The organism is Streptococcus infantis, from assembly GCF_047464215.1.
Lineage (GTDB): Bacteria > Bacillota > Bacilli > Lactobacillales > Streptococcaceae > Streptococcus > Streptococcus infantis_P.
On the sequence record NZ_JASHCG010000010.1, the window covers coordinates 10,580 to 37,433 of the forward strand.

Annotated in this window: 39 protein-coding genes; all 39 read right to left on the reverse strand. The window is 40.5% G+C overall.

Translation table 11 applies throughout. The annotated features are described in order from the left end of the window. Positions 1-6: 6 nt before the first annotated feature. On the reverse strand, positions 7-651 hold the full coding sequence (locus QM469_RS06865; protein WP_414276401.1) for a hypothetical protein: 645 nt from the start codon (positions 649-651) through the stop codon (positions 7-9). Next, positions 641-850, reverse strand: a complete 210-nt coding sequence (locus tag QM469_RS06870; protein ID WP_414276400.1) for a hypothetical protein — start codon at positions 848-850, stop codon at positions 641-643. The genes QM469_RS06865 and QM469_RS06870 overlap by 11 nt, the downstream gene beginning before the upstream one ends. Next, complete coding sequence (locus QM469_RS06875; protein WP_414276399.1) at positions 847-5,529, reverse strand: phage tail spike protein; 4,683 nt, start codon at positions 5,527-5,529, stop codon at positions 847-849. The genes QM469_RS06870 and QM469_RS06875 overlap by 4 nt, the downstream gene beginning before the upstream one ends. Beyond that, on the reverse strand, positions 5,526-6,221 hold the full coding sequence (locus QM469_RS06880; RefSeq protein ID WP_049529786.1) for an adenylosuccinate synthetase: 696 nt from the start codon (positions 6,219-6,221) through the stop codon (positions 5,526-5,528). The genes QM469_RS06875 and QM469_RS06880 overlap by 4 nt, the downstream gene beginning before the upstream one ends. After that, positions 6,221-9,244, reverse strand: coding sequence for a phage tail protein (locus tag QM469_RS06885; RefSeq protein ID WP_414276398.1), 3,024 nt, complete (start codon positions 9,242-9,244; stop codon positions 6,221-6,223). The genes QM469_RS06880 and QM469_RS06885 overlap by 1 nt, the downstream gene beginning before the upstream one ends. Further along, positions 9,244-9,624, reverse strand: a complete 381-nt coding sequence (locus QM469_RS06890; RefSeq protein WP_414276397.1) for a DUF5361 domain-containing protein — start codon at positions 9,622-9,624, stop codon at positions 9,244-9,246. The genes QM469_RS06885 and QM469_RS06890 overlap by 1 nt, the downstream gene beginning before the upstream one ends. Before the next feature lie 14 nt (positions 9,625-9,638). Then, positions 9,639-9,950 carry a hypothetical protein gene (locus tag QM469_RS06895; RefSeq protein WP_414276396.1) on the reverse strand — a complete coding sequence of 104 codons (312 nt, stop codon included), beginning with the start codon at positions 9,948-9,950 and terminating at the stop codon, positions 9,639-9,641. Between the two features lie 2 nt (positions 9,951-9,952). Then, entirely contained in the window at positions 9,953-10,504 is a 552-nt protein-coding gene (locus QM469_RS06900; protein ID WP_049529789.1) for a hypothetical protein, read from the reverse strand. Between the two features lie 14 nt (positions 10,505-10,518). Then, on the reverse strand, positions 10,519-10,854 hold the full coding sequence (locus tag QM469_RS06905; RefSeq protein WP_061418860.1) for a hypothetical protein: 336 nt from the start codon (positions 10,852-10,854) through the stop codon (positions 10,519-10,521). Further along, a complete protein-coding gene (locus tag QM469_RS06910) occupies positions 10,855-11,091 on the reverse strand; it encodes a hypothetical protein (RefSeq protein WP_301559849.1) in 237 nt (78 codons plus the stop codon). Next, positions 11,084-11,422, reverse strand: coding sequence for a hypothetical protein (locus QM469_RS06915; RefSeq protein ID WP_414276395.1), 339 nt, complete (start codon positions 11,420-11,422; stop codon positions 11,084-11,086). The genes QM469_RS06910 and QM469_RS06915 overlap by 8 nt, the downstream gene beginning before the upstream one ends. Continuing rightward, positions 11,409-11,804: a phage Gp19/Gp15/Gp42 family protein gene (locus tag QM469_RS06920; RefSeq protein ID WP_214262447.1), complete on the reverse strand. Its 396-nt coding sequence runs from the start codon at positions 11,802-11,804 to the stop codon at positions 11,409-11,411. The genes QM469_RS06915 and QM469_RS06920 overlap by 14 nt, the downstream gene beginning before the upstream one ends. Before the next feature lie 20 nt (positions 11,805-11,824). Beyond that, positions 11,825-12,046 carry a HeH/LEM domain-containing protein gene (locus QM469_RS06925; protein ID WP_414276394.1) on the reverse strand — a complete coding sequence of 74 codons (222 nt, stop codon included), beginning with the start codon at positions 12,044-12,046 and terminating at the stop codon, positions 11,825-11,827. Between the two features lie 2 nt (positions 12,047-12,048). Further along, positions 12,049-12,951, reverse strand: coding sequence for a phage major capsid protein (locus QM469_RS06930; protein WP_414276393.1), 903 nt, complete (start codon positions 12,949-12,951; stop codon positions 12,049-12,051). A 15-nt stretch (positions 12,952-12,966) separates the two neighbouring features. Further along, positions 12,967-13,434 carry a DUF4355 domain-containing protein gene (locus tag QM469_RS06935; protein WP_414276392.1) on the reverse strand — a complete coding sequence of 156 codons (468 nt, stop codon included), beginning with the start codon at positions 13,432-13,434 and terminating at the stop codon, positions 12,967-12,969. 80 nt (positions 13,435-13,514) lie between these two features. Next, entirely contained in the window at positions 13,515-14,930 is a 1,416-nt protein-coding gene (locus tag QM469_RS06940) for a terminase (protein ID WP_414276391.1), read from the reverse strand. Positions 14,931-14,993: 63 nt separating this feature from the next. Continuing rightward, positions 14,994-15,245 carry a DUF6275 family protein gene (locus tag QM469_RS06945; protein WP_070480017.1) on the reverse strand — a complete coding sequence of 84 codons (252 nt, stop codon included), beginning with the start codon at positions 15,243-15,245 and terminating at the stop codon, positions 14,994-14,996. A gap of 158 nt (positions 15,246-15,403) precedes the next feature. Beyond that, positions 15,404-15,643, reverse strand: coding sequence for a hypothetical protein (locus QM469_RS06950; RefSeq protein ID WP_212573637.1), 240 nt, complete (start codon positions 15,641-15,643; stop codon positions 15,404-15,406). Further along, entirely contained in the window at positions 15,633-17,024 is a 1,392-nt protein-coding gene (locus tag QM469_RS06955) for a hypothetical protein (protein ID WP_414276390.1), read from the reverse strand. Before QM469_RS06955 ends, QM469_RS06950 begins: the two co-directional genes overlap by 11 nt. Continuing rightward, positions 17,014-18,282, reverse strand: coding sequence for a hypothetical protein (locus tag QM469_RS06960; protein ID WP_414276389.1), 1,269 nt, complete (start codon positions 18,280-18,282; stop codon positions 17,014-17,016). The genes QM469_RS06955 and QM469_RS06960 overlap by 11 nt, the downstream gene beginning before the upstream one ends. A gap of 208 nt (positions 18,283-18,490) precedes the next feature. Beyond that, positions 18,491-18,835, reverse strand: a complete 345-nt coding sequence (locus tag QM469_RS06965; protein ID WP_049529802.1) for an HNH endonuclease — start codon at positions 18,833-18,835, stop codon at positions 18,491-18,493. A gap of 234 nt (positions 18,836-19,069) precedes the next feature. Beyond that, a complete protein-coding gene (locus QM469_RS06970; protein ID WP_311523206.1) occupies positions 19,070-19,636 on the reverse strand; it encodes a site-specific integrase in 567 nt (188 codons plus the stop codon). A gap of 111 nt (positions 19,637-19,747) precedes the next feature. Then, the gene (locus tag QM469_RS06975) at positions 19,748-20,173 is read right to left on the reverse strand and encodes an ArpU family phage packaging/lysis transcriptional regulator (RefSeq protein ID WP_212574044.1); all 426 of its coding nucleotides are present in this window, start codon (positions 20,171-20,173) and stop codon (positions 19,748-19,750) included. Positions 20,174-20,203: 30 nt separating this feature from the next. Next, the gene (locus QM469_RS06980; RefSeq protein WP_414276388.1) at positions 20,204-21,067 is read right to left on the reverse strand and encodes an SPFH domain-containing protein; all 864 of its coding nucleotides are present in this window, start codon (positions 21,065-21,067) and stop codon (positions 20,204-20,206) included. 15 nt (positions 21,068-21,082) lie between these two features. Beyond that, positions 21,083-21,247, reverse strand: coding sequence for a hypothetical protein (locus tag QM469_RS06985; protein WP_371559504.1), 165 nt, complete (start codon positions 21,245-21,247; stop codon positions 21,083-21,085). An 11-nt stretch (positions 21,248-21,258) separates the two neighbouring features. Further along, positions 21,259-21,522, reverse strand: a complete 264-nt coding sequence (locus tag QM469_RS06990; RefSeq protein ID WP_301559834.1) for a hypothetical protein — start codon at positions 21,520-21,522, stop codon at positions 21,259-21,261. Then, complete coding sequence (locus QM469_RS06995) at positions 21,519-21,914, reverse strand: YopX family protein (protein ID WP_414276387.1); 396 nt, start codon at positions 21,912-21,914, stop codon at positions 21,519-21,521. Before QM469_RS06995 ends, QM469_RS06990 begins: the two co-directional genes overlap by 4 nt. Beyond that, the gene (locus QM469_RS07000; RefSeq protein WP_414276386.1) at positions 21,911-22,171 is read right to left on the reverse strand and encodes a DUF1372 family protein; all 261 of its coding nucleotides are present in this window, start codon (positions 22,169-22,171) and stop codon (positions 21,911-21,913) included. Before QM469_RS07000 ends, QM469_RS06995 begins: the two co-directional genes overlap by 4 nt. A gap of 129 nt (positions 22,172-22,300) precedes the next feature. Beyond that, positions 22,301-22,528, reverse strand: a complete 228-nt coding sequence (locus tag QM469_RS07005; protein WP_414276385.1) for a hypothetical protein — start codon at positions 22,526-22,528, stop codon at positions 22,301-22,303. A 107-nt stretch (positions 22,529-22,635) separates the two neighbouring features. Continuing rightward, on the reverse strand, positions 22,636-23,220 hold the full coding sequence (locus QM469_RS07010) for a DUF1642 domain-containing protein (protein WP_414276384.1): 585 nt from the start codon (positions 23,218-23,220) through the stop codon (positions 22,636-22,638). Next, entirely contained in the window at positions 23,213-23,401 is a 189-nt protein-coding gene (locus QM469_RS07015; protein ID WP_414276383.1) for a hypothetical protein, read from the reverse strand. Before QM469_RS07015 ends, QM469_RS07010 begins: the two co-directional genes overlap by 8 nt. Next, entirely contained in the window at positions 23,388-23,555 is a 168-nt protein-coding gene (locus tag QM469_RS07020; protein ID WP_414276382.1) for a hypothetical protein, read from the reverse strand. The genes QM469_RS07015 and QM469_RS07020 overlap by 14 nt, the downstream gene beginning before the upstream one ends. A 15-nt stretch (positions 23,556-23,570) precedes the next feature. Beyond that, positions 23,571-23,987 (reverse strand): single-stranded DNA-binding protein, encoded by a 417-nt coding sequence (gene ssb / locus QM469_RS07025; RefSeq protein WP_414276381.1) that lies wholly within the window; start codon positions 23,985-23,987, stop codon positions 23,571-23,573. 90 nt (positions 23,988-24,077) lie between these two features. After that, positions 24,078-24,302: a hypothetical protein gene (locus QM469_RS07030; RefSeq protein ID WP_414276380.1), complete on the reverse strand. Its 225-nt coding sequence runs from the start codon at positions 24,300-24,302 to the stop codon at positions 24,078-24,080. Continuing rightward, entirely contained in the window at positions 24,295-25,068 is a 774-nt protein-coding gene (locus tag QM469_RS07035; RefSeq protein WP_414276408.1) for a DNA methyltransferase, read from the reverse strand. The genes QM469_RS07030 and QM469_RS07035 overlap by 8 nt, the downstream gene beginning before the upstream one ends. A 24-nt stretch (positions 25,069-25,092) precedes the next feature. Continuing rightward, positions 25,093-25,290, reverse strand: a complete 198-nt coding sequence (locus QM469_RS07040; RefSeq protein WP_414276379.1) for a hypothetical protein — start codon at positions 25,288-25,290, stop codon at positions 25,093-25,095. Continuing rightward, complete coding sequence (locus QM469_RS07045; protein WP_414276378.1) at positions 25,290-26,186, reverse strand: phage replisome organizer N-terminal domain-containing protein; 897 nt, start codon at positions 26,184-26,186, stop codon at positions 25,290-25,292. Before QM469_RS07045 ends, QM469_RS07040 begins: the two co-directional genes overlap by 1 nt. Beyond that, on the reverse strand, positions 26,177-26,518 hold the full coding sequence (locus QM469_RS07050; RefSeq protein WP_414276377.1) for a hypothetical protein: 342 nt from the start codon (positions 26,516-26,518) through the stop codon (positions 26,177-26,179). Before QM469_RS07050 ends, QM469_RS07045 begins: the two co-directional genes overlap by 10 nt. Before the next feature lie 12 nt (positions 26,519-26,530). Then, positions 26,531-26,845 carry a hypothetical protein gene (locus QM469_RS07055; protein WP_414276376.1) on the reverse strand — a complete coding sequence of 105 codons (315 nt, stop codon included), beginning with the start codon at positions 26,843-26,845 and terminating at the stop codon, positions 26,531-26,533. Positions 26,846-26,854 lie beyond the last annotated feature (9 nt).

Below are 26,854 nucleotides of genomic sequence, written 5' to 3' on the forward strand. Positions count from 1 at the left end.
AATCTACTATGCAGAAACTCGAGTAGTTTCAAGATCACTTCCATTCTTTTGGCCATCCCACTTCCAGATTGCAAGAAGGCCATTTTGAGATGGTCCACCTTCAAGTTGCTTGAGAGATTCACCTTTGTAAGTGAAAGCCTGATTTGTCTGAATCAAGACACGCTTGCCCTCGCCATTCAATTCAGCGTGTTCAGGATCTTCAACGACAAACATATCACCTGATTGATAGGTCTTGCCTTCTTCGGCAAATGGGAAGAGTTCGACAAGCTCCTTGTAAGTTGTTCCGTAGGCGATTTTTTCACCCATGATTGAATCCTGAGCCATCACTCGCACTACTTTATCAATTTTATTTGCAAGCGCAGAAAGCCTGTCCTGCTCGCTCTTATTTTGAGCGATCTTCTGCTCAGCTTGTTCAAGCTGCGCTTGTGCTTTGACGATTGCAGCTCCTGGATCTAGCTCAGCGTTTAGGATGTCCAGCACATCTTGAATCAAGACGTCTTCTTGGTCTTGTGTACGGTCACCAGCCAATTCCCGCTGGTTAGTGCTATAACGATTCCCGTCTTGCAAACGGATTTCTACAACGGTTGTAACATTGTCTCCAAAACCACGAGTATAAGGTTTGGTCGCTAGTTCGTAATTGTTAATTGCCATTTGTCATTTGTCCTTTCACTTCTTCAAATTTAGCCTTGAGCTCTTCGTCTGATTCGATGATTCGTTTCATCTGCTCAAGCTCCATCGCAGTTACTGTGTAGAGGGCTTCGAGCGTTGCTGACTGAGTAGCCTCATTACCGACTTTTTCACCAAGCGACTTAATCGCTAGGCTGCTGATTTGTTTATCTTGTTCGTTCATGCTGTTTTCTCCAATTTTTCTATTTTATGATTGAGCTCTTGAATGGCCTTGATTAAATAAGGTACAAGAGCAAATGTGTTGTAAGAGTATGCGCCGTCAGGATTTTCAAAAAATGCTTCAGGAGCATACTTCTGGACATCTTGCGCCATGATTCCGCAAGAAATATCCTCAATTTTTCCATCGTATTCTTTGCGATAGCTGTACGTCTTCAGACTTTCGACTACATCTAGCCCAGAAACTGTACTAGCTTCGATATTCGATTTATAACGACGGTCTGAAATCTCTTTGTTCATCGGAATCCAGTCGTATCCTGAACCGCTGTAATAGAGGTAAAGATAGTTATCCGAAGGCTCAAAATTTGAGTATTTAGACGAGTGAATCCAATAACCAGTTTTTCCTGAGTTCTCATTGTTGTAGTAAATGTGTCCGGTAACACGGAGATTACCGTGTATGACTGGCGTATTCCAAAATTCTGCCGTGTTATAACAATACATTTTGCCGTTGTTTTTCACGTACCATGCATAATCTCCAGGATACCCCCAATCGTTACCCCAATTGACCCACAAAGCTGTTTGCGACCAATGACCAGATCCGTTACTCATACCGACAGAAAATTGGTTTTGGCCAGTTATCCAGTACACTGACGAGTCTTTCTCGTGCGTCCCAATCTGGAATCCACCGATGAGACCTCTATAACCTTCAAGCAAGGTTGCGGTGACTACGACTGACCGAAGTTTGTTGATAAAGGCTTCCTTAGCAGCAAGCGTATCTGTGAAGATATCACTTGAGACGAATCGTCTGGCCATAGCTATATCCATGACCAGCTTGTCTGCTGTGATAGAGTTAGCTCTAATGATGTCTGAATTGAGCGTTCCGACATTGGCATCACCGACAAATAATCGCTTGAAATAACCTTGAATAGCCATCAATTCATCAAGCAAGGTCTTACCCTTCAAACGAATCTTCTCTGCCTCAATCAAGATTTGATTGTTAGTCGCATTGATTTGCGAAACGATTGAACCTGCACTATTGATGTTCTGGACGGCCCATGAGCCAGCTAGTTGAGTTTGAACCGAGCGAACGGCTTCAGACATATCATCCAGTTGACTAACTTTATATCCGTTCGTCTGAATGGCACGAACGAGCATAATCTCTTTGATTTCAACCCAGCCATTTTTGGCCAAATAAAAATAAAGTGGATAAAGTTTGCTATTCCCAAACTCAAAATCTCTACTAATAGTGTATGTTTCGTTGAATTCTTTCCAATCGCTTGAAACTGCAGTTGAGCTTGTTGCTATATTTGAAGAGAAAATTCCTTCGTTCGATTGGTGATTTTTAGCAACAACCGTGAAATTATGGTCTAATCGTCCCATGATGCGGTACTTGAAATTAAGGGTATATGTCTCACCTCTGGCCAATCTATCAATGTAAAGTGGTAGTGTGAATCCTGCGAAGGTATAATCTGAATTGCCAGTGCATCGAATTGTAAATATACCGTTATTCACGAAGACTCTCTTCGTATCGCCTTCATTAACAAGTGTATGCCTGTCCATCGACTTAGAGCGGACGATTAAGTTATTGTCGCTTCCAAGTCTTTTAGCGACTTCAACCTGGAACAACTGATTAGTCAGAGCCATGCGAGCGACCTTGTCAGTAATGTCATTCTCGTTGCTACCAATAATTCGCTCATAGAGACGACTTGTTTCTTGAACTCGCTGGAAGTCAGTTACTTCTACTTTTTTTGCCAGCTGGTTCCTTACATTTTCGATTTGATCATCTGTGCTATTTTTGTTGTTTACAATTTGGTTTGATAGATTTCCAAATTTTTCATCTGTAACCTGCTTATAAGTCGTAACTTGACTGGAAATATCCGTGAATTTTCCATCGACTGTCTGCCGATAATTCGCAAGTCGAGTTGTAAGTTCATTGCTTGCATTTTTCTTGGCTTCTTCGATTCGTTGATTGATTCCGCGGACATCTTCTTGATAAGTCGCTTTGCCTACATAGTCCTTCGCAACTAGCTCACGTACAGCCGTCGCTTGTTTTGCACTCTCCTCACGAGTGTAACGCTGTAGGGCTTCCTGTCTCTGGCCGTCTTTATTGACATATTCCTGAATAGCTGACAAGTCAGTTCGCAAGCCTTCAGCAGTTTTCTGAAATTCAGACTTGGCAACGACCAGGTCTGTCTTGCCATCTTCAGAAGCAGGACCTGCATCTATACGAGTCGAGCTTCTGGTCAATTCAACCTTGCGAAATGCCACATGGCCAATTCCGTCATAACCAAGAATAATTCGCCAGAAGTCAAAATTATCAGGCTTGGTCAATGCTGGGATAGTAACTTGATAAGTCTGCCAGCTAGACGTGAGGTTGAAAGTGCCAGGTATAATTTCAGGATTACCGGAAACTGTACGGTTAGCCCTTAGTGATAGCCAAACACTTGAAGAGCCAGAGTAGCAAATCCCTTGAAACGAAAGTGTGTAGGTTTCGCCGACTTCTAAATCAAGAAGAGCTGTCGAACTCTTCCAAGAAGAACGACTCCCTTCTTTAGAATGAATTTGCATCTGCTTCCAAGTGTTAGTCGTGCCTTTGACGTTGTATTCGCCGTTTGAGATAGTCCAATCTTGTGGACTGTTATCTCCTTGACTATAGTGCCAAAGTCCTCTTGAAAAGTCGTAGTCTTCAGCATAGTTGCGACTACCGACTTTCATCTTCGAAAATTCTTCTCGCAATTTCCCAGCTTCAGCTACAACCAAAGTCTTATCTGCCTTATCCTTGGTTGCGTTCAGGATTTCCTGACGAATAGAACCAGCACGAACTTCAAATTCAGCTGTACTCAATTTCTGATTTAGCTTGTTCTGCGTATTTGTCTCGAGACTCTTCACGGACTGTCTGATATTCTCGGCAGTCACATTGAGCGAGCTGATGTCAGCCTTGGATCTCAAGCCTTCAGTCAGACGGCTCACACCAGCATCAAGCGAATCAGCGCGCTGTTTGAAGTTGGATTCAATTGCTGAGACACGATCTCCTTGATTTCTATGCGCAACCTGCACACTCGCTATCTTACTTGCCAATTCCTCGGCCGTCTGTGTGAGTTCTGACTTGCTAGCTTTACCATTGGCCAAGTTGGTCAACTCTGCCAACCTACGAGTCGTCGTCTCCTCATACGTCGCTTGCGCTGACTTCACACCAGCCAACTCATTCTTAGTCTTGTTAAGTGCTTCAACCTGCTTGGCAATCTCGGTCTCAACATGTGCTTGTTTCGGTCGGATATCGTTCGCGATAGTCCGTTTCAGAGCGTCCAAATCACCCGATAAAGCTGTTTGAGCGCTGGTAGCCTGTCTCTTGAATGCTTCAAGCTTAGCAACAGAATCCAACCCAATCCGCTTGGCTTCCTGAGCAAGTAAGCTACTTGCACCAGCGTTTCTCAAGGCTTCTTCAGCCCTACGCTTGACTTCTTGTAATGGGCCGTTGTCAAAACTGTTGAAACGCTGATTGATAGTGTCAGACAGTTCTCTCTTTACTTCTTCAGCTTTAGCTCTAGTAGCATTCAACCCATCTTCGAACTCGTTCTGCAGTTCTTCAGTTTTGCGATCAAAAGCGAGATCCGCATTCTTGAGCTCTCTTGCTAACTGCCGTTCGAAATTACCTTGAAGTTGTTGAGCTTCGTCCTTGACAGCATCACTCACTGCGTTACCAATTGCATTCGCAAGGCCAGACTGGAACTGACCGAAGCCGATAGATTTTAACTTTTTGGCCATCGGTGAGTAAGTATATTTAGTAATCTTCTTACGCAAATCAAGGTTGTAACGTTCGTGGAAGATACTCACGATATCGAACATCTGAACAGGCACATCGCTCTGGCCGACAACCTCAATCTCAAGGCTATCTTCCATCATGTCACAGAGCGATGTTCGATAATACTGCTCACCATACTTGCGAAGACTCGCTTCATCCTTCACATCCTGGTCATTAACCTCAATCACATCTTCATAGATTTGACTGTATTTGTTAATGAGTGGACTATCGATCGTAACCGTGAATGTGCGATCAGGTGCTTTCTCTCCCTCACCTTTTACAGTCGCGATGAAAGTAATTCGAGTTTTTAAAGACTTAGTAGACGTCTTGTGCTGATAGCTAGACAGGTTTTTCTTATACATAAAAAGCGATTCATTTTCTGAACCGCCTTTTTTCAAAAGTCTAACCTGGTAACCATGACGAACAAGGTCGCCACCCCATTGGCCGATGATCGAGTGCTTATCTTTCGCGAATGCCTCCATAGCATTCTTGGAGCCAATATTAAAGGTGTGTCTATCTTCAATATCAGAGAAGAACGAGAACGGATTGTCACGAGTGATACTTCCAGCGAAGCGACTCAAGGCAGTCGAACCAGTCTGCCTGTCCAATGAGATAGGATTGACCACATAGTTATTCAAGAGGGTGAATACTTGGTTGGCATAGACTTGAATATAGCCATGCTTCTTCTCGACCTCAAAGATGACGAAATCCTGCTCACCGTGTAGGTCATCAGCAGTTAGAAAAGTCTCCTCTTTCAGCTTCTCCCATAAGGAATCAGATGTCGGAAATCGGAAGCTCAATTGATAGGTGCTGTTGTCCTCTTGAACGATTTCATCAGCATAAGCAGCATTCAGAGGCATATTCCCATTTGTTAAATAAATCAAATCTTATACCTCCAATTCGGTCGAATAGTAATCTTACGGACGGTTCCAGTGAATGAAATACCAACCTTACCAGTCGGAATTTCTAAGAAACCTCCACGTTTCCGAAGCGTGTTCTGAACTGCACCAGTTGCATTGTAGATGTTTTGTTTGCCCTGCCTGCAATCAATCGTAGCCTTGGTCTTAATTGCAAGATACATGGTCTTCCGACCAATTGTAAGGGAGATGTCGCCATCCCCCTCAACCTCGATAATTGGTTCCGAATAAATCGTCCCAAGATTATTGATTGTACCAGATGCAGTAAGAACAACAGGATCTACAGTTTTTTGATAACGGAAGGGTTGCATGTCAAGTTTAATCTCTAACTTCCAAGCGTGATTCCCAAAAGGTTCAAAACTAGCAGTCACAAAGTTAGCATAGAACAAAGAGCCAAGCTGATAGCTAAACTCCAAAACATTATCATTCGATTGAAATTTATCAAGAATACTTGAAATCTCAACCATTTTTTTAACGTGAAGAATGAAGGTCCTTTCGTAACTGTCGAAAGAACCGTCTAACACACGATAACTGCCATTGACTCCATAAAGGTCAGTCTTCTCTCCCTTCGGCTTAGCAGCCTCCACCTTCCCAAAATCTGTCACAACACATCCAGGAAGGCTTGATGTATTAAAACCGTTGATGATCATATAATCCATTAAATTCCTCCCCTCGCATAAATAGCACCGTGTTGTTCGTAGGTTTTGAGTGAGATAATGTCATTGTCTAGATAGACATCTGACGATTTCTCAAGGATAGCAGTAAGGATCTTCTCCATACTTGCTCTCAGAATCGCTATCTCAGACACGGTTTTATTTTCATGTGCTTCAAATTGAGCTGACGGCATAGCCAACTGTGCCTCAAGACTTTTAGTCACGGACGCAGAGGAATTCAGATCAAGACCGTCTCCTGAAAATACATCTGAAATTTCATCAGCCATACCTCCAACAGTTTGCTTCACACCCTTAAAACGTTCTTTTAATCCTTGGTCTAAACTTTGCATGATTGCAGTACCTGCAGGGATCAACAATTTCCGGTCATATTCGATAGGACCTTTGTGGTCACGAATCCAGCTAGCAATACCACCAACGAAGTCAGTGACGGAAGACCACATAGATTGCAAACCATTCAAGAAACCTTGCAAGATTGCTTGACCTGCACCATACAGATCAATATTCCACAATTGATTGAAGAATCCAGTTACATTACTTACAAGATTAGATACCGCATTAGACATGCTGTTCCAAGCATTTTGCGCCCCGGATACGAGACCATTGATAATGCTTAAAACGCTAGATACTAGAGAACTCCAAGCATTACTTGCCGTTGACTTGATACCTTCCCACAAATTAGAAAGGAAGTTCATAAAGCTATCCCAGATATTCTGCGCACCCTGAACTAAGCCTGAAATCAAATTTAATACAGTGGTGTTTATCCAGTCCCAGGAAACAAATGCAGCTGTTTTGATAGCCTCCCAAATCGCACTAAGAACAGCAGAAAAGTTTTCAAAAACAGCAATACCATAACCAACAATAGCATCTACGACTCCAGAGAAATATGTTTTAATCCCCTCCCATATCAGAGAAATGCCATTTTGAATGCCTTCCCAAATTAGAGAAAGATCAGCTCCCAGCTGGTTAAAATTCCCTGTCACAAGGTCGATAATGACCAAAAGAGCACCCAAGAAAATTGATTTAATGATTTCCCAAGCACCTTGGAATATCATCTTAATCCCTTCCCAAATTTGAGTAAGACCATCTGAAATGTTATTCCAAACATTCATGAATCCGTCAATGAACGGTTGAACAATAGCCATCACTACCGTTGTGATAGCTGTCCATGCAATAGATGCTGCCTCTTGAATCCTTACCCACAAGTCAGAAAAGAATGTTACAACAGCATTCCACATGGCCTTCAAAGACTCAATGTAAGCATTCCAGGTTGTAACAACTCCATCCCACAAGGTGCTAGCACCCTCAGAGATACCAGACCAAAGACCGACAAAGAAATCAGCAATTCCCTGCCAAGCCTGTTTGATCCAATCCACAAAAGATGACCAAATTTGCTGACCAGTTTCTGTTTGTGTGAAGAACCATACAAGACCAGCAGTCAATGCTGCCACTGCCGCTACAATTAACCCAATTGGATTGGCAGACAACACAGCATTAAAAATACCGAACGCTCCACTTGCTCCCATAGTAGCAGCCGCATTCGCCGCTTCTGCGGTAGTGAGTGCACCGGTTCTTACGAACTGAGCCAGCATAAGACCATTCGTAATAGCCAGAGTTGCATTCCTGATTGTTTCAATTCCTTTTGTTAGCGTTAAAACAGCTTTATAGCCCGCCCATGCACTCGTAATGCTAACAACAGCCAATTTTAAAGCATCTAACGCAAGAGGCGAATCTTTCAACCAAGATGTAAATTTGCTAAGACTTTCAGAGGCTTCTCTGATAAAGCCTGAGATCCCTTCAAATGCAAAACCTAACAGGTTCACTCCCTGCTCTCCGTCTTTGATCCCTAACAGATCTCCAACGAAATCAACAACAATGCTTGCAACATTACCAGCAACAACCCCGATATTCTCAAAAGTAACTCGGATATTATCCGCAATGTTTACAATTTGAGTTGCAGCACCCTCGCTAAATCCAAGCATGGTCAGGATATCAATGTTATCCTGCTTACTTAATGACCCAAAAATCATGTCAAAAAAGGTCTCAAAGATTCCTGTTACACGAGATAGTTGATCAAAGACTGCACTTCCAAAAGCATCCCCAAAAAACTGAGATGCAATCTGACTAATCCCTTCAGTCAGAACCAATCCAAGGCCTGAAAAAATATTGCCAATCATTGGCAAAAAATTATCAAAGAGAAAAGTCGATGTTGTTTTAATCAAGGCGTGTAGAGAAGGCAGGATATTCTCCCCCAATGCCAGCTTACCAAGGACATTCTGAGCAGCTGCTTTCATAGATTCAAAAGAACCACTAAAAGTAGATGCCGCCTCTTTAGCTGTTGTTCCAGTGATGTCGAGATTTTCTTGGATAGCGTGGATAGCATTATAAACATCTGACAGGTTGTTAATGTCATACTTAACACCAGTCAACTTCTGAGCGTCATTCAAGAGACGCTCCATTTCCTGCTTTGTACCACCGTAACCAAGCTTCAGGTTGTCCAACATGGTATAGTTCTGCTTAGCAAAGCCCTGATATGCCATCTGAATGCTCTCCATCGATGTACCCATCTTGTTCGCATTATCTGACATATCAATCATGGCCATATTAGCTGTTTCAGCAGCCTTGTTCGTGTCACCACCCAAAGACTGCAAGAGACTCGCTGAGAAGCCTGTCACGTTCTCCATGTAAGCATTAGCTGACAATCCTGTTGTCTTGTAAGCCTCATTAGCATATCCCTTGACCTTGTCAGCAGAACCTTTGAATAGAGTTTCAATACCTCCGAGCGATTGCTGGAGCGCTGCACCTTCACTGATAGCAGCTGAAAAAGCCTTGCCAATCCCTGCTGCTGCAATAACCTTTGTCATAACGCTAACAAGACTAGAACCTAATGACTGCCCAGCACTTTGTCCTGCTGCGCTAGCTTCAGGATTGAGAAGTGATTGGATTTTACCAGTAATACCTCTGGCTGATGGTATCAATTGTACATAAGCTTGTGCTATTTCTGTCGCCACTAATCCTCACCTCCAATCTTTTCTAGAATTTGCTGACGATATTCTTCAAAGTCCTCACCAGAATCAAAGATCATCTCCTTGCTTTCTTTAGCTTTAGTTTTTCCTGTCAGTTCCTCTGCAACCATTAATGGTTTGTTGATTCCTTTCTGACCGTCTGTTGTTTTAAACCACACAAGAGCAGAAAGCCTATCAAGCACGCCTGCAAGCAAAAAGGTTTCAAAAGGAACTTTGCTATTGGTCATTGCTAGTTTGATCCGTGAATCATCTCTCAAACCAAAAGCAAAAACAGCTACCTGGTCAGCAGGTAACTGTCTGTAGTCAAAAATTCCATAGGTTTCAGCTAAATCACAAACAAGAGCGTCTTCGTCTGTTTGAATCATTCTAGCAAGGAGCGCTATTTTTTTAACTGGTTCTGACTTGTGAAAATCTCACTAATTTCTGCTCCCATTTTATCCAAAGGAACAATGCCATCCGCCGTCCGCACATGGTTTTTCAAATCTTCTGATTTGTCACCAAGCATAAGTTTGACCACTTTTGGTAAAACTGCCGGATTTGTATCTACTTCTGCAATAACTTCAAGCAACTCATAGTTTTCCAAGCGCTCTTTTGTGATTTCAAAAGCAAATCCAGTTGAAGTTACCCCACGGATTGTTTTAATTTGTGGCGCAGCTTCTTTATTTTTTTTCTTATGATTTCGTCTTGACATGATTAAGCTCCTTTGATGTATTCATAGTGTGTGTCGTCAGCAGCGTTAGGGAAGGCAGTGACTGTCGTACCATATCCGAGAACACTTCCATCGTTATAAGTAATTTCATCGATGGCAGTTACTTTTCCTGAAGGGATAACAATACGTTTAAGTACACCACCTTTCAAAACTGTTTCGATTACGAGGCAATGATGTGGCAATTCTTTTGAATTTGCCTTAATCTTAATCCCTGTGGACAAATCCCCAGAAACATTATCTGAGCCATAAACTTCTTTCAAAACATCCACATTCAATGCCTCAATCAGCATATATTTGAACGTATCCACCTTCTCCTTTTGAACTGAACTTACAACGACACCACCCCAAGCTTTGATATTTTCAGATTCTGGGGAGTTACTATTAGTCATACCATCTTCTGAAATATACCCCAGTGATTTAAACGCAACATCTAGTTTTGTTGTTGCATCTGTAGGCAATGGAGTCCCGATCGGAGCGGAAAAAACCGCACCGCCGATTTTAGGTTTTGCAGTCGTTACATTTGCTTCTGTTGCCATTTATTTTCTCCTTTTTAAAAGTAATTAATATCAAATACGGCTTGATATCGATATTGTTTTGTTTCAGTGTCCGTAAAATTGTAATCACTGTTCAGGTGGACACCACAGATTGAATCTAATTCAATCAACCCTTTAACAGCACTTTTTACTTTCACATTGAGCTCTGCAGCCTTCTGCATAGTAGGACCATAGCTTTGAAAAGCAAAGGTCGCACTACCAGAATGATTTCGCTCCTTACCACCTGTCTTTTGAATAATGACAAAGCTATCGGGAGCTTCAGCTTCATGCTCAAAAAATGACGGTACATCTAAATGACCGTCAAGATATTTCTTGATAATAATTTCAATCATCTAATGCACCGCCTTCAACAAAGTGTTATTTTTTAAATTATCCCTCTTCGCTTTTCGCGTAGCTGGATAAATCATAGCATTGGCTCTTGTCTTACCAACGTGGCTATCTTGTTCATAGCCAGGACCACATCTTTTTTTTATGACTGTCGCTTCTTTGTTCAAGATGTCCTGAATCTCTTTTGATTTCAAAAGAGCTCCTACACCCGCACCGATAAGCTTGACTTTGAGATTACTCATACGCTTCAACCATCACTTTCTTATTCCATTCTAAAGGCATCATGGCTTCAATACCTTCCAAAGGAATGCCAATCGTACGCCATTTTCGCCCAAAGAAACGAACTTCACGGTCTTTCCACTCGTTTTGGTCACCTTTGGGTATTCCTAGCGTATAAGAAGCCTTCTTTCCGGTCAGATTGAGCTGATTAGTGACATCTTCTGTTGAAGCTGGGACGACCAGAACATTTTCTACTTGAATTTCAGTATTCTCATAAATAGGATGACCAAAGTCATCCCGACCAGTCTTGGTTTTCCCAGTCAAAGTTACAGTAATTCCTTTAATCCGTCCCATAGATATCAATCACCCCATATCTTTGCTTTTTAAGACCTAGACGTTTCAATTCCGAGTCTTTGATAAAGAGACCTCCACCAGGGACTAAATATGATCCACTGAAGGAATATCCTAAAGCAGACTCAGCCATTTGAGTCATTGGTTCCTGATCAGTAGAGGTCATCAAGGTGCGAGCAACCACATCCACCGTGACGGATTTGACCACCATAGCAAAAGATGGATCAGTAGCCACTAACCCATCTAAATCTTTACCAACTTTTTTAGCTTCAACACGAAGAGAATGAGAAACAACTTCCAACAGTGCTTCGGCTCGTTCTTTCTCATCGAATTTCAATGTTCTCCACAATGTTTGAACATCTTCTACTGTTGCAAAGTTTTCCATTTCTACCTCCAGCCAAGCGACTACTGAGCTTCAGAGTCAGCTTGTTCAATAAGCGAAATCAATTCAGATTTTGTGGCGCGGTTATCATAAGTAATACCTTTTTCATCAAGGATTTCTTTCAACGCTGCGTTAGTCAATGAGTCCAAAGGTTTGTATGCTGCAATTGGAACCCAATCACCCCCAGAAATTTCTGTATTAGTGTTGATTGTTGCTCCTGTCTTTTGGTTTACATACTCAGCCATGATTAACCTCCCGTTTTCACAATACGAGCGAAACTAGCAGCGTCCATGATGCCCCATCCAATGTATGCTTCGCAACGGATATAAATCTGGTTATACCCTTTAAGGTCGCGACCGCTGTTGTCAGGATCACCATACTTGATGATTTCCATCGGAACTTCTTTCGCATAGCCCCATTTGAACATTGTTTCAAAGTCCCCAACAATCGCTGTGTTTTTAGGATCTGTTTGTGAGTATGATACAGTGCGATTTTTATCTACTGCCAATCCATTGATTGCATCAGGTACACCGCCCCATGCCAATTCAGGATACAATTTCCCGCCTTCAGCATTTTTAATTTTAGAAAGAGCAGTTGTAAAAATAGGATCTAGGATTGCTCCGGTGATATCACGTTCTGAACCATCAATCATACCGACAGCATCTTCCATACTTTCATCTGGGTTAGATTCTTTGAAAGTTACTGTCTGAGTAACTTTTTTATCAAAGCAGTTAGTTCCAATAATGCTTGACTCTTGTTTTGTACGTGGGTTAATACCGTGAATACTCATAATATCAAGCCCTCGTGCTAATTTTTTAGAAAATCCTTCCACAAAATCACTGAGGATGTCAACTTTTGCTTCTTCTGAGGCGTGTAAAAACTCATCAGATACACGGGCACCATATTCGACTTTTAGTGGAACAATAGTAACAGGATCAAGGCTCACACCACCATGAGTCTTCTTGCCATTTTCAGCCACGATGTCGATGTCCGAATCAAAGTCGAAAATGAACTCTTTTTGGCCGTTAAACGGAATAGGTTTTTGGGGTGATAGCTTAGCAATTGATGAATGTCCCTTCACCTTACTAATAACTTTTTTTACAAGCTCTGGATCAAATAGATTTCCTTTTGCAAGTTGTGCTTCTGACATATTTTTTTCTCCTTTTTAATCTTCAATATTTAAATTTTGAACCAAATTTCTATACATGGTTCTTTCATCATCTTCTTTCGGAACAATCGGCTCCGTTGATTTTACTGGCGCTACTTTGCTTACTGGCTTCATAAAACCAGCTAAGCGCTCTGCATCAGCTTTCAAGCTTTCTTCATCAGTTCCCTGCAAACGATCTGCAAGGTCGTAAGGCAGTCCATGTTGCAAAGCTACTCGAGTTCGCAGACTAGCCGTCTCATAACCAGCGATTTGATTCTGCAAAACTTCAAGTTGCTTATCCGAATCCGCCTTACTTTGATTAGTAGCTTCAATTGTTGACTTCAAGCCAACGTTTTCTGTTTCCAATTCTGTAACTCGAGATTTGAGCTGGTCATAGTCGCTATACTTCGCTTTCTCACGAGATAAACGCTCCTTAATAGCAGCATCAAATTCTTCTTGTGTAGTGATTGGTTTAAATTCTGACATTCTCATGTCTCCTTTCTCCTGCTTCCCCGGCAGTTCGGTAATTTTGGGCATCAAAAAAAGCAGTCACAAGACCGCTTATTTTAATAACTGATTTTTTGCTTTTTCTTAGGCTTTGTCGTAGCACAAGCCCAGTGCGCAAGCAAAGCACTATCCATCAAAGAAATATCCATGTCGTCAAAGTGCGATCGATAACCAAAGCCACCATTTGAGCCAATATTCCGCTTATCGCAGTTAGTAGCTACTTTGGACAATGATGGTTGACCAGCGTGACAAATGGTCTTCTGGTAAATACCCTGTTCCCAAAGAGCATTGGCCACGATGATTTCCTTCACCGTCGGCAGAATCACATTCTTGATTCTGTAGTCCTTCAACTCTTCGTCCAGGATCTTTTGACCACTTGCGCCATCTATGACAATTTGAGCCACATCAGCTTGACGCAAAAAGGCAACCATCCACTCATTCCCATTACGAACGGATTGACAATCGACTGTTTCTACAAAGAAACGGCCATCCTTGGTTCGTGCAGCAATACTCAATGCCACGTTCGTTCCATCTTGGCCATACTTGATACCAACAGACAACTTGCCAGACAATTCTGGAACATCATCAACCTTGAGCTCATTCCACTCAGTTTCAGAAATAGCAGATTTCTGGTTGTAAGTTGGCCAAAATCCCAAACGTTGGATATTATGGTCCAGCTTATCCTCACCAAGCTCTGCTTCAATCTTACGCTCATTTAAGTGGTAGCCCATGGATGGATTGGAATTATACCAAGCTTCCACATCGTCAATTTCCTTTTCATCAGAAACTGACCACTCAGCCCAGCCTGAATACTTCCCTTTCCCAAAAAGACAAGTCTCACGGTATTTAGTGAAAACCGTTCCGCTTGATACAGGAGTTGGAGGTGTACCACACATAATTGTGATAGGATTTTCACTATCCGTAACCGTGTACTTCAAAGCAGATTCTTGCTCGGTCGTGTACTCTTGAGCCTCGTCAATGATTAGCATATCAAAACCTTCACCAAGACCACCATTTGATGTCCTAGTACGGAATTGGATAACACCACCTGTTGAATAAAGTTCAATACGCTCCTGCCCCTTCGCTCGAATCGAATTGAAATCCTCACCATCAACATACCCCATCTTTTCAAGGTATCGCTTGACCTTTTCAAAAGAGGCATGAGATGTAGAAATTCTGTGGGCAGTATGTAGGATATTTAATCCTTCATGTAGCCCCCAAATTTCACCAATATATAGGATTTCAGATTTACCATTACGACGAGGGATAGAATAACCAAACTTCTGATGCACCCATAGACCGTTTTTATCTACTGCCATTAAAGGCAATAGCAGGTTTTTCTGCCAAGCATAGCAAGAAAGCCCTGTCCGCTCGTAAAGTTCAATCGCTTCTTTAGCTTTTGAATTTTTCTTGACGTATTTTAAAATCACCGATTGAGTAGGATTCTGATTGCCAAGTTTCTTCTTCCTAGCCATTCTAATTTCCTTTCAATCGTCATCGCATGATAACCCTATCGCTGGGAGATATCAGATCACCTCCTAATCTTTAATAGCTCGGTTTGAAACTTTAGTGTATACATCTACGTAAGTTTCTTTCTTGTCTCCGTTATGCGTGATTTCTGCATAATCACCACATTTTTCACCAGACTTGATTTGATTAGTACTAACAAGAGCCTTCCAATTTTGCAAAGTTTTGCTAAACCAAACTACAAAGCAGTCTTCTTCTTTGATTTCACGACCTGCTAAGCGTGAAAATTCTTGCGATGCCAATTGTTTTGCCTTTTTTAACATTTTTTATTCCTTTCTTAACATAAAGAAAACCGTATGGAAAGCCAAACGGTTTATAGTGATTTATAGCAGTTTATAGCAATAGAATTATAAATACCTCACACAGAACCTCCTTTCAATTTTTCAAAAAGAAAAGCACCCTTTCGAGTGCTTCAAATTTCTTATTTTCGGTCCGAAAAGAAATCAGCCCAAAATGGATTCTCTTTATCAAAGATTTCAATCTCTTCTGAGCTCATATTATGAGGATAATCTTCAAAAAGGTTATAAAACTTCTTCTTATCAAATGTAATTAACATCAACCCTCTAGCGAACCAGGCTGTATCAACCCACCAAACTATATCACCATCATTTTCTTTATAGCAATATTCAGACCAATTAACTTCTTCATAATCATCTTTCACGACCCTCAGCCCCCTTCATTTGTTTAGAATCTGCAGTATTGATAAAACTCAATATCTTGTGAAATTCAGGGTTATCTTTCAATGAGTTCACATCAATAAGATAGCTATTTGCATCATATCTTCTCCCAGCTACACTGTGAGTCTTCTGACCTTTGAATCTCTCTTTCAGAACAATGTTGTTAAACGGCTTAAAACCATTTAACGTTCTTGATTGAAGTTCCAAGTACTCGAAACGACCTTCGTTTTTCCTTATGATTGCTGCATGACTCCCTGCTGCCAAGTAGTATTCATTTCCACTTTCTACTTTCTCCAACAATTCTTTTACTGCAGTAAAATCATTGGTATGTTTAGCAACATGCATTTCAACTCCTGGAAGGCTACCAATCATTTTAATCCTACTATCTCGAGAAAAGAAATCACAACTCTTTCCTCCTCTAAAATCTAAGACAGTATAGCCACCTTTGTTCCCAATATAAGCAAATGCTGCTGACGAACAAGATCCTCTTGTCTTGTCTCCACCACTAACAGCTTCGATTATTTGTTCCTCAGTCAATTTTTTACGGCTTTTTTTGATAGGATTTGAAGAAATTCCGTTCTGTAGCGCTAGCTTTCTCACTTCGCTCATTTGAGAATTTTTATTTATATTCTTCCTTGCTTCAATTTTATCACTTTCATCTTTTTTTCGCCAAATTTTCTTCCAAACATCCTGAACTTTTCCGTTTTTAGGATCATAGTCTACAATACAACGACAATGCTGATGTCTTCTAAAAACGTCCTTTGGAACTCTTGGATATTTATAATTCCCTTGAACTTCATGACACCACTCACAACAATGAAAATACGATTTTCGGACAATCTCAGGTTGCAATCCAGACTGATGATGAAACTCCGCATTCTTCCTGATTGTATCATCAATAATTGACTGTGTAAAGTTCACAATAGGTTCACCAAGCAACCAACTGACATCTTCAAAATTTTCCTCAGACGAAAAGCGATTGACTATACCAGCTATTCGATCCTGATTCAATTCAGGAACTTGCACTTTGAGACCGATTTTTGCTTCATCATTCAAATTCTTCTGAACATCACTAGCATAACCACTCACAAGCTCGTGATTTCGTCCTAGAACGTCCGTCAGCAAACGTTGAGCGATATTGTAATACATTTTATCGTCTGGTAGTTTGTCAGCGCTTAGAGAAGCTCCTAGAGCCTTCGAGAGAATATCGCCAATTTCAATCGCAAACTCATTTGCAGTTTTGTAAGTGGCTTTTTTTGCCTTCAACGCAGCAAAAGCATTTCTGACGATCTCACTCTTGCCAAAATCTCGTTCAAACCTCTCCTGAACCTCTTGCAAGATACTAGGTAAAACATCATTCTCCATTTGAACCGCCCTCGCTTATCACTGGCCTAGCAGACATATCTCCAGCGATACCAGTAAGATCTCGAATGGTTTCTGCATTGATATAACCAGGCAAGGCCTGATTCAATTTCACAACACCATCACCAATCATGGTCATCGTATTCGCATCCGCTTCAAACAATGGCTCCCACTTAACTGTGGTTCTCACAAATTGGCTTCTAGTATAGCGAAACTCATCACGCAAGCAAGCCGCAACATAAGCCACATTTAGCAATCCAGCACCTAGTGAGCGCTGAGCCTTCCGCCCAGCTAAACGCAAATTCTCATGACTAGCCTTGATAGCTTCCACAGATGATGGGTTATCTGAAACGAAACCAAGGTCATCCAATGTCAGCCCCATTTCTCCAGCAAATCCAGCAGCGGCTGTTCTGAGCTGTTCAGTAAAAGGTGACATGCTAGCGGTAGTAAATTGCCCAACGCTCGGCTTCTCTCCTTTGTCACTAGAAGAAATCGTCAACAAGCTTGATACAGTAGCTTTCCATTTTTCCATAGGCTCTGCATCAGGATCAAGCCCAAGAATATATTTCTGTGGCCATGAGTAGAACTCAGCCGTAATATCCGCTCGTTCCAAAGTACGCTTAGCATATTTCTGATAATACATCCCTGCCCTAGTGATTCTCGACCGACCAAACGGACGAACAGCATCAGGACGATGAATGACTGGAACCAGCAAAGGAATACCTGTCTCATTCGTAACCGAGTAAGGCTCCCCATCTTTCGGAACAAAATGAGTAGCATTAGGCTCGAAGTAGGCTTCAAGCGTTGGACGATTGTAATCATCACGAGCCAACACCGCATAACCTTCCACAAGCAATCCAGTAATAGGATCAATGACACCAGTTGCATTACTTGATTCAATGACTTGTAACCTCACCTCATCATCTTCACCCTTCGAAATGTAAACGAAACTACATGAACCAATCAACGCAGCTAAAATAGCACTATCAAAAAAAATGTCAGGATTGTTCCGATTAAAGATTTCTGTAACATTAAAATCATCGTTAGCAAATGCCCTGAAAATCAAACGATCTGCAAGACTATCAACTCCCTTTGCAGCCCAACCAAGAACAGCTTGGTACTTCACCCTGATATGTGGAGGAATTGTGATTCCTGTCGGTGATTCATGATGTTGCATTGCATAATGCTTGTACCTCAGATTAACTCTGCTCTGATAGAGAGTCAACTTTCTCCTGAGATAGTCAATTCCTCTTAATTCCAAACCGTTCTCCTTTCATTGTGATGATTTGGCGCGAGAAAAAATGTACAGTGACGGCGTGAAGCCCTCGAGCGCCTAGTGGGAGGGGGATACCCCCCTATCCTCTGCTAGGACTTACTTCACACATATCTGTTATTTTTTCAAATTCTAAGCATTCATTATTATTTTTGATATTTTTAAAAAATAATATAATTTTTCTTTTTTGGCTTCTTCAAGCTCTGTACTTTGTCCAATCTCTTGACTGTGGCAGGTTGCGATTGCCTACAACAGTAGCATTGGCTGACCTATCGTCAGCATATAACTTATCAGACTTCTGTCTGTTGCATTGCCAGTGCGCTAGCTGTAGGTTGTTGATGTCTGATGGATGACCGTTTCGATTGATTGGAATAATGTGATCGATAACTGGTGACAAAGGATGTGGATACTTCAACGACTTATCCACTGGTAATCCACAAATCCCACAAGTATTTCTGGTCTTTAGAATAATCTTTTTATTCTTTTCAAAAGCGACTCTGTGAGGACCACTCCGGTCCGGTCTATCCTGGGGGGTATTCATCTAGGGAGGGGGTCCTTTCTTCTTAGGGGAGGGGGATTGGTATTCTCAAATATACCCCATCGGTATCTTTCAAAACAGGGGTGTTTTTAGTGCACCCACCCCCTCTTGTATTTAACATATCTTATATTCTGTTAAATAAAACTAACATCCTTAAAAGTCAAGTGTAACAAGTGTTTACATCTGTTTCATTAAAAACTAATTTACGTTTTCTCAATATGTAAAATAAATAATCATTTAATAGCTAAAATTCATCATTGAATCATCCAATTCATCCTGCTTAATACCTATATAATCAAGTGTAATATCTGGTGATGAATGATTAAATAATTCCATCAAGATCGCTACATTTTGATTTTTTCTGTAGTGATGATAGCCAAATGACTTTCTCATGGAGTGGGTTCCAATATTCTTCAGGCCAACATGTTCAGCTGCTTGCTTTAAAATTTGGTAAGCAGCTACTCGACCTATGTGAGTTATCCGAACTCCATCCGTCCTGACTTTCTTTTTGCTAGGAAATAGATAGTCATATCCTTGTAGCTCATTCGTTTTAATGTAATGATTCAAGGCCTTTCTTAATTCCGGATTGATAGCAAAACGCTTGACTTTGCCTGTCTTCTTCTCAGTGACTTCTATTCTATCACTAGTCACATGTTTAACTTGCAGAGGTATGATGTCGCTGATACGCATTCCAGAATAAAGACCACACATAATCAGAACATAGTTTCGCTCACTCTTTGATTTTAAGAAGTTTTTCATCCGTTCAATATCATCAAGTTCTCGAATAGGTTCTACTTTCTTCACGACATCACCTCCAATCCATACAAAAAGGCAGGATGTGCCTGCCTTTACAATTATTTCATAATATAATTTTAGCACACAAAATCGTATATTTACTCTTGACTTACTCCGCTTTTACTCCAAAATTGCGACCTGTTCACCATTTCGATAAATCTCTGCAAATGCTAATAAAGCCTTACTAAGAATTTCATAATATGAACTTTCTGAAATTGCAAGCTCATTGTACACCGTCTCGTCTTTTTTTTGATGCCAAACAAGATACTTCTCGTATATGATTTTACGATAAAAAGGATCATGTAATTTGCTGACAGCCTGTTCTATCGCATCTAGCTCTAGCTCTGCATCAACTTTGCGAATTGCCAATTTCTCAACTTGACTATTTTTACCACTCGATGGATTTCGTGGCGTGAATGAGTAGGTCGTGGTTACTCTCTGACCATCTGTATCATTTGCTACACGACGCCAGTGAGGATATCCCTCCAAAATTTTCTTGGCATTTTCTTTTGTTTTGGCTTCGTTTATTTCTGGAAAAAAAGGCATCGCTCACCTCGTTTCTATGCCGTTTATATTTTACTCATGATTTGTAATCACACCACCTGCTCCATTGACAGTAACCCAGCCATGCTTCTCTCTGGCTTCTGCTTCTTTCATACGGATAAGGTTGTCTGTGATTGAGTCTGACTTAGCTTTGTTAGCTTTGGCTTCACCTTCTGCTTTGATGATCCCAGCATCCGCTTCAGCTTGTGCTTGAACCTTCTTAGTATCCGCTTCGACCTTAGCTTTTTCCTGTTCCTGTTTAGCTGTGTCAATTTCCTTCTGTTTGACAGATTCAGATTTGATTGCTGCTTCAATCTCATCTCCTGCATCCTGATCAGTTATTGTGAATGAAACAAATTCAAGATCATAAGATTCAAATTTTTCTTTTAGCGCCTTGTCAATCTCTTCATAGACTTCTGTCCGTTTATTTCCAAGAATATCGTAGATATCATAATTACCTGTAACAGACTCAATCGCTCGCTGTACTGCTGGAGATACTACACTATCATTGACATTTTCCAAAGTCGTATAATTTGAGAAAACTGTCATAGCTTTCTCTTTATTTACTCGATACTTTACATCAATGTTAGTATTCAGCCATTGACCATCTTTGGTCTGAGTTGTGATTTTTTCCATTGTCTTCGTCTGAACAGAAGTCGATAGAGTATAGACTGTATCGATAAAAGGAATTTTGAGATGATAACCTGTTTGTAGGGTGTTTTCTTGAACACCTCCGATTGCACTGACCTTTACTCCAACCGTATTAGCTGGGATGCGCTTCACAGCAGTTCCCCTAAAAATTCCTAACGAAGCGATAGCAACAACCGTGATGATGCTACCTTTTGCAAGTTTTGTAAGTTTAGTTTTCCCTGTTTCGTGATCGTATTGTGTAAACATTGTTTTTACTCCTTTTTAAATAATTTTTCCTTCAAAGACTAATGTAATAGTCCCTGTACCGTCTCTGTGCTTAGAGACCAAAGCACGACAGTCTGAACCATATTCAACACCATCAATCGTGATGCTACGCTTTATTTTATCAACGTTGATGATTGTTCCCATTAATGTTTTAATTCTCATGTTCTTTCTCCTCAATCAACCAATCCATGATCTTGCGAGCTTTCTTCTTTCTGAGTTAGAATAGCTGCAATCTCTTTGTATGTTGGCTTGATTACATACATGAACTTATCGGCAGTTAGTCGCTCTTTTAGATGCTCTGTCATTTCATCGTTTACAAATACTTTGCTAAAGAAATCATCATTTTTCAAAACGCTTTTGATACAATCAACATTTATCGTGATAGGTTCTTTCTCCTCACCATATTTAAACGGCACTAGTTGAATAAACTTTGTCATCCATTAACCTCCCAAAGCTCGGGATTTTCGTAAATATTGCCGATGACTTCACATCTCATGTAAGCTAAATAAAGAGGACTCCATTCTGCATTTCGCTTTTGTAATTCATCTACAAATCTGTAAATAAAACTTGCATAAGAGCCATGCCAGCTTACAAGCGCTTTTCTGCCTTTGTAATCGACTATATCCCCCTCAAAGATTTCCTTTCCGTTCTTGTCTTTGAGTCCTGTTGATTGCATGAGTTTAATTTCATCAAACTCTACTGATATTTCTGTACATCTTTCAGTATCTCCCTGCTGACAGATATCTACGAATTTGCTATCAAATGAAATGTTAGTTACATCACACATCCATTTCAATGACTTTATCCATGCTCTATATCTTGGTATCATAATTTCACCTCTTTCCCAACTTTCACATTATCATACACTTCCTTCGTAACCACGAACACTCCATAATCACGAATAGTAAGCGTATATAGCTTGCCATGTCGCCCTTTCTCGACGACTCTGCCTTTAATTTCTGCGCCTTGATTATCTGCTTTGTAGATTACAATAGGGCGCTTTTCTTCCAAATCTCGAATCTTGTCCATCTGCCAGATATTTAGTCCAGCTGATAGCAGAATCCATACTGCTATGAATCGTTTCATGTTACCTCTTTTCTCCTGTTATTTTATTTTCTAAAACTCTAAGCTTAAAGCAACCATTGTCACTTGTATGAATCACTGCGGTTTCTTCACCTCACTGATTTCGTGTGTAAGGGTATCTGTTTGGTCGTTTCATTTTGCACCTCCCATAAAATTATTAACAAGGTTTTGCTGTTCAGTATCGATTATTTTATTTCTATAATTCAATATCGGAGCCATAACATCATTTATCAATGCAGGCTTCAAAATGATTTCGTCGGTGTCCAAGAATCTTTTACCGTTGATTTTGATTTTGATATCATAACCGTTAGCGATATGTTCAAGGTCATCTTTAGACAGGGAGATTTCAAATTTACTCATCACTCCACCTCCTCAATCTTTATTTTTTTTAAAGAACTTATAAAAAATTACTGACCAATATGAAGCCCACATAAGGTATGATAATGATTGAAGAAATTGTTCAACTGTCATTCCGTCACCTCCTTAACTTCAAACAGTGGACTATTAAACACTTCACCAAAGTCGGCTTCTTCGAGCTCTTTTTTCGTAAAAGCAGACTTGAACAATGTACTAAAACGAATTACTGAACCAGTTTTTTCCAAGCATTGTCCAGTAGCTTTTACCTTTACCCAATACCGCTTCTCTTCCTCGACCTCGTAGCCAAACTGGTGCATGTTGACGAGGGTTTGAAATGATTTTGTGCTAGCAATTAGAAACCACCTTTCAAACTCATTAAGTTTAGCACCGTCAAAAATCGATGTAATATTATAGACACATCGAAACAAATTCCCTTCAAAATCATCCTTATTCTCTTCATACCAATCCGCCACAAACTGCTGTACTTTGACTTTTTCACGTTCAACCATACCTTCAAGCTTGCCTTGTTCGTAACCACTTCGGTATTTCAACCTTCCATAATCACTACCTAACTCTTTCAAGATTTCATCAATCCAGCATTGTTTAGCAGAAGGTTCTAATTCGTTAATTCTCTTGATAATATCTTTAAGTTTAACCATCTTCAAATACCTCTCAATCAATTCCTGTTTATTCATCTTCCAACTCCTCCACTTTCTTTCTTAACTCTTTATTCTTCTTTTTCAACAAATCACGCTCCAGCGCTCTGATTCGTCTCTTCCGTGCATCGCACGGCTTCGAATACTCGATTATCTTCTCTTCGTTTCTCTTGATTGATTGTTTATAGCCTTCAATCATTGTCTGTTTATCGTAATTCATCTTCTAAAAATCTCTCAATACATTCTTTGTAGGAGGTCTCAACCAATCCGTCTAAGTCGTTCAGGGCTTCAATATAGTCTGGACGACCTTGCCCATATTGTTCTTTCAAAAATTCAACAAAAAGATGAATTTCCTGATAGGTTACTCCAATCATATTTATTACACCCCACTAAAACGGCAAATCATCATCTGAAATATCCATTGGATCACCTTGTCCATAACTTGGTGGCATCTGGTTTTCCATGCTCGACTGGTTCGCAGAATTATCTTTCTTATCAAGAGTTTGAAAACTCTCAGCAACCACTTCCGTCACATAGACACGTTGACCGTGCTGATTATCATAGCTACGAGTCTGGATGCGGCCAGTGATTCCCACAAGAGCACCCTTTTTAACCCAATTTGCAAAATTTTCAGCCTGCTTACGCCACATAATACAATTGATGAAGTCAGCCTCTCGCTCTCCATTCGCCCCCTTGAAATTCCGATTGACTGCAAGGTTGAAAGTCGCAACAGCAACATTTGATGGCGTGTATCGTAACTCAGGATCTCGAGTTAAGCGCCCTACTAACGTAACATTATTGATCATCTTTCTTCTCCTTTCTTGCTGCACGTTCCCCAATTAAGTAGCCGAGAAATAACCACAGAATAGCCATTCCAAATTCTTTAAAAAGTTCAATCATTTTTTTTCTCCTCCTGAAAAAGTCGCTAAATAGTAACAATCCTTAGCACCATAGTCAAACCGTGTCGTCCGCTGACCAATGTGCTTCTGAAACCTTGGATGAGTGATAGCCGAGAATGCCCATTGATGGTCTTCCATACGCTCGATGAGATCATCGACGTTATTAAACGTCCCAAGGAATAATTGACAGTGCCCGTTGTAAATGAAATAGAGTTCAATCATCTTTGCAAAACTCCTTGTAGATTTTTTCGAAAATTTCTGACACCAATTTTTCAGGTATATTAGATCTCTCGTTGTATGATTTTGAGAAGTTCTTCCACTCTATATCCTGCTTGATAATTTTATTCTTAAGATTAAGTTCAACATTGCTTCCAAAAATCGTCCGTTTTTGTAAAGGATAATCATAATTATTGTATCTAGCTAGGTTTTTGTATGGAATTCTGAATCCAATAATATCCTCAATGTAGGGCCACAGTCTGTCAGCTGCTGGATTCTCAATAACCCAAAATTGTGGTCTATATCTTTTTATGATTTCTATTGTGTTGAAAGCTGTTAGCTCGCCATTGACCCTTTTTAGAAATTGTCTGTCATACTGGTAATTTATATAGGCTGACTCGTAATCCTTATTTGCCCTGATCGTGAACGGTGAAGGTCTTACTTGTGGAGCAAACAAGCTATCAGAAACATCATTGCGTTTCCAACACGCATTTCCGTTTTCCATCGCAGAAGCATTTGACCATGATTCACATGGTGGACTAGCTATTATAAGGTCAGGTTTTGGTAATTTGTCTAACACATCAAAAAGTGTGTTGTCTCCAAAAAGGCGCCCAAAGTCAGCAAGGTCCAGATTTATGAAATGATTGTTCTTGTTTTCTATATCCATTCCGATTGAATAGATTTCAATATTCGCCCCCCCCGAACTATTTAGAGAGTTGGCACCCTTGAGGTAAGAGCCATTCCCACTATCAAAGAGCGCCCAAACTGTCATTTTTTTAATGATCGATACCTCCAATCATCCCTCTACCTCCACTGGATAGAAATTCCCAAAGGACACTCTCAATGCCTTGCCCACCTGCAACGCAACCGCACGAGAAATAAACCGCATAGCTTTTCGCTCGTCCGAATATGAGACATCAATGCCAGTCACACTAATAGCCACAGACATCAAGAACGGTTTATCTTCTCTTGTCCCATGTTTTAAGATAAACATCAGCCACCTCCATTCTCAAGCCTTTCGAGTAGTTCACGTTTACGTTTTTCAAGTTCTTCCTTGTCCTCCTCACTCGTAGTATTCACATAGTTAGGTTGAGACCACTCAGGAACATTTGATTTCTGATTACCTGAACGTTTGCTGATTTTACTTTCTTTATACGCTCTCTCACGTTCCTCGACTGCTGCAATCGTCAAAACTCCATCGTTCTTCCAATTGGTCAAAATCGCTCTGATATAACTAAAATTTCTTTTACCATTATCAGCGGCAAGACCAATTGCTTTCAGGACAACTTTCGCTTCCATGCCATCTAATGTGATGAATTCTTTCAAGAGTTCAAATTGAGTTCCATCCAACGGAGCGATACGAGATTGATATTCTTCGACGATAAGTGCGACTGGATTTTCATCTATATCTTTCTCTATCTCTGTATCTATATCTTTCTCTATTTCTGTATCTATATCTTTCTCTATATCTATATCTCCGTTACACTTTGTTACATCGGTGTTACAAAGTAACACCTGTTTATTTTCTCGAAACTTGCGAACCCTTCTGGCGCTTGCTGTTTCACTACCAACCATCTCAGGAACCTGCTCTAAAAAATAATCACGGTCAGAGTTTCTCGTCAACAATCCCTTGCTTTCTAAAAAAATCAATGTAATTTTAATATCTTCAACATTTTCGTCAATAACAAGAGCAATTTCCTCGGCTAAATTATCAGCCAATCCATCGTAGTAAATATGCCCTCCATCTTCCAAGCTAATTAACATCATTTTGAGATAAATGATGGTATGTGTATCCCCACCAGCAATCTTGCGAAGTAGTTTCATCTCCTTTGACTTAAAAAAGTCTTGGGCAAGCTGGATCCAAAAATACCGCTTGTTTTTTAACGCCATAATCTCACCCCCCACTTCCTACGGTTAGCACGGTACTTCATCCGCATATCCTCATAGATGTTCCTGCCTTCTAACTCTAGTTTTTCAAGCTTGAGCAGACGATTTTGAGAGACCACATCATGATAGTCATTGGTTAGTTTTTCAAAGTCCTTAACTATTTTTTCATAGTCCTTGGTTAATTTTTCATAGTCAGTTATGTATTCTTTGACTAATAATAGATTTTTATGATCATATTCCCAAATCGTAATAACATGTCTTGTAGCTGATCCCTTTTCTATCGCTTCTTTGATATACATAATCTGGTCATCCAGCCATTGAATCAATCTTTCCATTTCCTGACCTCCTTACTTCATAATGTGCATTTTAGGCTCTGGTAATGCCAGAGGTTCTGGGCGTAAGCCTATAGGCGGTTCATTGTCGTATGTGAAGCCCTTGAACGGACGACGAATATTCTCACGGATTTCTTGGCGCTGTGCCTCTCTACCACGTTCGTATGCATGGTTATAGCCTTGGATAATCATAGACGCAAATTCTTGCTCTTCTCGTCTCTCTTCTTCCTCTCGTTGTTCTTGCAGTTTGAGATGACTGCAAGTCCCTGCAAATCCAAGCAACAAGGCTCCAACACCCATCAACTGGTCTAAAATCGGTGGTTCAAACATTTTTATCTC